7 protein-coding genes are annotated in these 6,436 nt (G+C 59.4%); 2 read left to right on the forward strand and 5 right to left on the reverse strand.

Annotated features, from left to right (window positions below):
- Positions 1 to 92: 92 nt before the first annotated feature.
- Genes mtnC through aroC form a run of 5 tightly spaced genes read right to left on the reverse strand, consistent with a single transcriptional unit; the run spans position 93 to position 4,233 of the window.
- Complete coding sequence (gene mtnC / locus ACM110_RS29090; RefSeq protein ID WP_416130503.1) at positions 93 to 776, reverse strand: acireductone synthase; 684 nt, start codon at positions 774 to 776, stop codon at positions 93 to 95.
- A gap of 4 nt (positions 777 to 780) precedes the next feature.
- Positions 781 to 1,326: a 1,2-dihydroxy-3-keto-5-methylthiopentene dioxygenase gene (locus ACM110_RS29095; RefSeq protein ID WP_416130504.1), complete on the reverse strand. Its 546-nt coding sequence runs from the start codon at positions 1,324 to 1,326 to the stop codon at positions 781 to 783.
- Positions 1,327 to 1,338: 12 nt separating this feature from the next.
- Entirely contained in the window at positions 1,339 to 1,965 is a 627-nt protein-coding gene (locus ACM110_RS29100) for a methylthioribulose 1-phosphate dehydratase (protein WP_416130505.1), read from the reverse strand.
- Positions 1,962 to 3,113, reverse strand: a complete 1,152-nt coding sequence (locus ACM110_RS29105; RefSeq protein ID WP_416130506.1) for an MFS transporter — start codon at positions 3,111 to 3,113, stop codon at positions 1,962 to 1,964. Before ACM110_RS29105 ends, ACM110_RS29100 begins: the two co-directional genes overlap by 4 nt.
- A 28-nt stretch (positions 3,114 to 3,141) precedes the next feature.
- Complete coding sequence (aroC, locus tag ACM110_RS29110) at positions 3,142 to 4,233, reverse strand: chorismate synthase (protein WP_416130507.1); 1,092 nt, start codon at positions 4,231 to 4,233, stop codon at positions 3,142 to 3,144.
- An 84-nt stretch (positions 4,234 to 4,317) separates the two neighbouring features.
- Here aroC and ACM110_RS29115 point away from each other — a divergent pair, with 84 nt between their 5' ends.
- A complete protein-coding gene (locus ACM110_RS29115) occupies positions 4,318 to 5,316 on the forward strand; it encodes an alpha/beta hydrolase (protein WP_416130508.1) in 999 nt (332 codons plus the stop codon).
- Between the two features lie 98 nt (positions 5,317 to 5,414).
- Positions 5,415 to 6,206, forward strand: a complete 792-nt coding sequence (locus tag ACM110_RS29120; RefSeq protein ID WP_416130509.1) for a hypothetical protein — start codon at positions 5,415 to 5,417, stop codon at positions 6,204 to 6,206.
- Positions 6,207 to 6,436: the final 230 nt, after the last annotated feature.

Here is a 6,436-nt window from a genome sequence, read left to right on the forward strand (position 1 = left end):
TCCGACGATAGCGGTTTGTCTGACACATTGATATTGGATGTGCCACCGTCATCGCGAGCAAGCTCGGCTCCTACAAGTTTTTGTGTCGTGCTTTAGAAAGTTGAAGGATCTATCCGCGCAAAACTGTCCACAGTGACATGCCCTGCCAGTTCGCCGCCCTCACGGGCCAGTCCGCAAGTGGCCATCCCCGCCTTACGCGCTGCATCCAGCTCTTCGACGATGTCCGACAGAAACAGAATCTGCCCGGCCTCAAGCTTGATCGCCTGAGTGATATTGGCGTAGGACTGCGCTTCACGCTTGGGTCCTGATGTGGTGTCGAAATAACCGCTGAACAACGGCGTCAAATCCCCCGCCTCCGAGCAGCCGAAAATCAGCTTTTGCGCCTGGATCGAGCCTGAGGAATAAACGAACAGTTGATAACCCGCCGCATGCCATTGCTTGAGCGCTTCAACCGCATCCGGATAAACGTGGCCCTTCAACTGCCCGGCCTGGTAGCCCTGCTCCCAAACCATCCCTTGCAACGCTTTCAACGGCGTGGCCTTACGGTCTTCGGCGATCCAGCCCAGCAGGATTTCAATGACGCGCTCGACATCGGCGTTCGGCTCATTGCTGTCGCGGCGCACGGCATCCAGTTGCTCGGCCACGTCGGCGCGCTCGGCCTGCTGACGCGCAAAGTCCGGCAGATGTTTGGCCGCGTAGGGAAACAACACATCGAACACAAAACTCACCGCGCTGGTGGTGCCTTCGATGTCGGTGAGAATCGCTTTGATCGGCATCGACTCAGTCCTCAAGACGCGGGAATTGGTTGGCGATGTCTTCGCCCGTGAAGTTGGCCACCCAGCCTTCCGGGTTGTTGAACAGGCGGATCGCGACGAAATGCGGGTGTTCGCCCATGTCGAACCAGTGTCTGGTGCCGGCCGGTACCGAGATCAGGTCGTTCTTCTCGCAGAGCACGGCGTAGACGTAATCGTCGATGTGCAGGGTAAACAGGCCACGGCCGGCGACGAAAAATCTTACTTCGTCTTCGCCATGGCGGTGCTCGTTGAGGAACTTGGCGCGCAATTCGACTTTTTGCGGGTGATCGCTGTTGAGGCTGATCACGTCGACCGTGATGTAACCACGTTCGGTCATCAGCTTGTCGATTTGCTCCTGGTAAGCAGCGATCACTTCTTCCTGGCTGGCACCGGGCTGGATCTTCGCAGCGGCTTGCCAGCGATCGAAACGTACGCCTTGCTCGGCCAGGGTCGACTGAATGTCTTCGAGATGGGTCAGCACCTTGTTGGGAATTTCAGGGCTGGAGACGTGATAGACGGACAGGCTGCTCATCAGGGCAACTCCTTAAGCTTGACGGTTAGAGAGCGAGCGGGTTTTCAACTCGCACTCGAACAAAAATTCAAAGGCCTCGATCTGCCGTAGCGCGTCGCTCATGCGTGCGCCCCAGGTGTAGAGGCCGTGGCCGCGAATCAGGTAACCGACGCAATCGGGATGGGCGTCGAGCCAAGGCTGCACCTTGGCGGCCAGGCGCGCAATGTCCTGATCGTTGTCGAAAATCGGCACGCGTATCCGGGATTCATGGGTCGACACGCCGCTGAAGGCTTTTTGCAGTTCGTAATCTTCGAACTCGATGAAAGCCTCCGGCGTCAGCCGCGACAGCACCGTGGCGTTCACCGAATGCGTGTGCAGCACCGCACCAATCTCCGCGCGCCAGCTATAAAGTTGGGTGTGCAGCAGGGTTTCGGCGGACGGCTTCTTGCCCGGTTCCAGGCTGTTGCCCGACAAATCGGTGGCCAGCACATCGTTGATGCCGAGTTGGCCCTTGTGCTTGCCCGACACCGTCAGCAAGGCTTCGGTTGGCGACAAGCGGGTCGAATAGTTGCTACTGGTGGCCGGCGACCAGCCGCGGCCATACAGAAAACGCCCGGCGTCGATGATTTCCTGGGCGAGGTGTTCACGGGTAAGGCTCATGGCCTGTCCTCTTGCATACGTGTGGCAATGATAACGGCAGCCGCGACGGCTGCGAGACTGGCAATACTAAAGGTCCATGCGGCGCCAAGGGCATTCCAGCTGTAACCGGAATACAACGCGCCCATTGCACCGCCGGTGCCGGCCAATGCGGCGTACAACGCCTGGCCCTGCCCTTGCTGGCGTGCGCCGAAGCTACGTTGCACGAATGAAATGGCAGCCGCGTGAAAGCTGCCGAACGTTGCCGCGTGCAACACCTGGGCAAACAGCAGTACCCAAAGGAATTCGGCCAACGACCCGAGCAGCAACCAGCGCAGCGCCGCCAACAGAAAACTCGCCATCAGCACACGGCGCAGGGAAAACCGCGCGAGAATTTTGCTCATGGCCAAAAACATCAAAACCTCGGCGACCACACCGACCGCCCAGAGCATGCCGATCACGCCACGGCTGTAACCCAGACGCTCAAGGTGCAGGGTCAAAAACGTGTAATACGGCCCGTGGCTCATCTGCATCAGCGCCACGCATCCATAAAACGCCAGAACGCCGGGGCTGCGTAGTTGCTTGATGAACCCCTCGCCCGCCACCCGGTTACCCGGCGCCGGTTGCGCGTTCGGCACCCACAGGCTGCTCAGTACGATGCCGGCCATGATCAACACCAGCGCCGCCGGGTAAATGTCCAGGCTCAGCCATTCGAACAAACGCCCGAGCGCGACAACAGTAATGATGAAGCCGATTGAGCCCCACAGACGGATCTGGCTATAGCGCGAGGTCTGGCCCTGCAAATGCGCCAGGGTGATGACTTCAAACTGCGGCAACACCGCGTGCCAGAAGAACGCGTGCAAAGCCATGACCATGGCCAGCCAGGCGTAAGTCTTGCTGACGAAGATCAGCGAGAACGTCAGCAGCGTGCACACCGCGCCGAAACGCACGATGGCCAGCCGCCGACCGGTGTAATCGCCGAGCCAGCCCCAGATGTTCGGCGCCACGCAGCGCATCAGCATCGGGATCGCCACCAGTTCGCCGATGCGCGCGGCGCTGAAACCCAGGTGATCGAAGTACAGCGCCAGAAACGGCGCTGTCGAACCGAGCAAGGCGAAATAGAAAAGATAGAAACTGGAAAGCCGCCAGTACGGGAGCGCCGCTGCAACCATCAGATTGCAGCGACTGTGAAGTCAGCCATTAAAGCTGACCCAGCACCGGCGTGCTCACGCGCACATCGGCGTTCTGCCCGCGGTGACGCAGCAGGTGATCCATCAGCACGATGGCCATCATCGCTTCGGCGATTGGCGTGGCGCGGATGCCGACGCACGGGTCGTGACGGCCCTTGGTGATGACTTCCACCGGGTTGCCATGGATGTCGATGGAGCGGCCCGGCGTGGTGATGCTGGAGGTCGGCTTCAACGCCAGATGCGCGACGATCGGCTGACCGGACGAGATGCCGCCGAGGATGCCGCCCGCGTTGTTGCTGAGGAAACCTTCCGGGGTCATTTCATCGCGATGTTCGGTGCCGCGCTGGGAAACACTGGCGAAACCGGCGCCGATTTCCACGCCCTTGACCGCATTGATGCTCATCAGCGCATGGGCCAGTTCGGCATCGAGGCGATCGAAGATTGGCTCGCCGAGGCCCGGCATCACGCCTTCGGCCACAACAGTGATCTTCGCGCCGACCGAATCCTGGTCGCGACGCAACTGGTCCATATAGGCTTCCAGTTCCGGCACTTTGTCCGGGTCCGGACTGAAGAAGGCGTTCTCTTCTACCGAATCCCAGGTCTTGAACGGGATTTCGATCGGGCCGAGCTGGCTCATGTAACCGCGGATCACGATGCCCTGGCTGGCCAGGTATTTTTTTGCAATGGCGCCGGCCGCGACGCGCATCGCGGTTTCGCGGGCCGAGCTGCGACCGCCGCCGCGATAATCGCGCTCGCCGTATTTGTGGTGATAGGTGTAGTCGGCGTGGGCCGGGCGGAACAGATCCTTGATCGCCGAGTAGTCCTTGGACTTCTGGTCGGTGTTGCGGATCAACAGGCCGATGGCGCAACCGGTGGTGCGACCTTCGAACACGCCGGAGAGGATTTCGACTTCGTCGGCTTCCTGGCGCTGAGTGGTGTGGCGACTGGTGCCGGGCTTGCGGCGGTCCAGGTCGCGCTGCAGATCTTCAAGGGAGATCTCCAGGCCCGGCGGGCAGCCATCGACAATGGCGACCAACGCCGGACCATGGCTTTCGCCCGCGGTGGTGACAGTGAACAGCTTGCCGTAGGTATTGCCGGACATGCAGGACGCTCCGTGAAATCGAACCCAAATACGTAATGCGCGCCAGTATACGCAGGCTACCCAACTAGTTCATCCTCGAACCTTATGGGTGTCCGTGAGTCCAACCGGCATCTTGTTGATGATGGCGTGATGATGCTGCGAGTTTTGCTCTTGAGCCTTACCTTGATTACGGGCTTCGCCCAGGCCACTGTTCTGCAACGGCCGATCTCCCTGGACACCGGCAGCGGTGAGCTTTTCGGCTCGTTGTTGCTGCCAAAATCCGACACGCCGGTGCCGGTTGTCCTGATCATTTCCGGCTCCGGTCCTACGGATCGTGACGGAAACAACCCCGATGGCGGGCGCAACGACAGCCTCAAACGGCTGGCCTGGGTGCTGGCCAAACACAATATCGCCAGTGTGCGCTATGACAAACGCGGCGTGGCGGCGAGCCTGGCGGCCACTCCGGACGAGCGCAATCTGACGTTGGAAGCCTACGTTTCCGACGCCGAAGCCTGGGGCCGCAAGCTCAAGACCGATCCGCGTTTCGGCCAGTTGATTCTGCTGGGCCACAGCGAAGGCGCCTTGGTCGCCAGCCTTGCTGCGCCGAGCGTCGATGCGGCGGCGGTGATTTCGGTGTCCGGTAGCGCGAGACCGGTTGATCAGGTCATTCGCCAGCAACTGAGCAATCGCCTGCCGCCGCCGCTGATGCTGCGCAGTAACGAGCTGCTCGACAGCCTCAAGGCCGGGAAAATCGACGACAACGTGCCGCCGCAACTTCAGGTAATTTTCCGTCCGAGCGTGCAGCCTTATCTGATTTCCCTGTTTCGCCAGGACCCGGCCGCGGCGTTTGCGAAGCTGAAAATGCCGGCCTTGATTATTCAGGGCAGCAACGATATCCAGGTCGGTGTCAACGATGCCCGCCTGCTCAAGTCAGCCAAACCCGACGCCGAACTGGCACTGATCGAAGGCATGAACCACGTCATGCGCATCGTGCCCAACGACGTCAAACGCCAATTGGCTTCTTATAAAGACCCGAATTTGCCCTTGGCGGCGGAATTGGGTTCGCGAATCCTTGGATTTATTGACGGACTTCGCTCCAGTTAAGCGCTGTTGCCCTCCAGTCCTGAAAAAAACGGCCGATAAGCCTTTGTCGCCAGCGCAATGACTGGTGACAAGTTGAGCTTGGACAGGATCTCGCCGTTATGACTGATACCCAGACTTCACCCGACACCACCGCTGAAAAAGACGCACCGCCAGCGGTCGAGCTGCCTTGGGCGGACGTCCACGTCGAGCACCACAAGATGCTCCGTCTGGCGCCGTTGCAGACCGATCGCAACACCGGTGGCCGCCCTCTTCGCTTCGTCGAATTCGGTTATGCCGAACGCAATGACAAGCAGCGCAGCCTGATGCGCATGAGCATCAACCTGCCCGGTCAGCGTGTGCGCAAGGAACAGAATCATCTGGACGTGTGGGTCGACCACACGGAAAAACGCGTGCACTTCGGCCCCGACAGTGGTCTGCAAATTGAACCGCTGAATCGCGGTATCGGCCGATTCATGGCGGCGCAAGGCATTACCTGGGTAAAGAAACGCTGGCCCGGCTACACCGTCGACGGTGTTGACCTGAACAACAAGGACGCGTTGAACGAAGACACGCGCCTGCGCCGCGATCATTTTTTGCGCATGCATGGCTTTGATGTGGTGTACGCCGACGCCCAACATTTGAAGGGCAGCGTCAAAGAGGTCCAGGTCAGCGACTTGCTGGGTGACTGGAACACGGAAAAACTGCAGATCGTGGAAATTCTTGAAGCGGCGCAGATGCTCCAGCAAGCCGAGCAGAATCTGGCCGAGCAGGAAGTCAAACTCAAGAAACACGAAGAGAAAGTCAGCAAGTACAAACGTGAAGACGCCGGGTTGCGTTTCACGATTACCTGTCTGGTGGCATTTGCGGTGTTTCAGGCGGGGTTGTTGATCTGGATTGCAACACACCGGTAGATCAAAAGATCGCAGCCTTCGGCAGCTCCTACAGGATTACACCATTCCCATGTAGGAGCTGCCGTGTAGTGGTCGAATGTTTTTGGACCATGATGTAGGAGCGTCGACTTTAGGAATCATCATGGGATATCGGGTTGTTACATCTGAGGAAAAAGCGGAGGCCATCCGTTTGGTTGTGGAGATGGATTACTCCATACCCAAAGCCTGTGAAGCTACCGGTGTTGGCCCTA

Source organism: Pseudomonas sp. NFX98 (assembly GCF_047784845.1).
In the GTDB taxonomy this organism is placed as follows: Bacteria; Pseudomonadota; Gammaproteobacteria; order Pseudomonadales; family Pseudomonadaceae; genus Aquipseudomonas.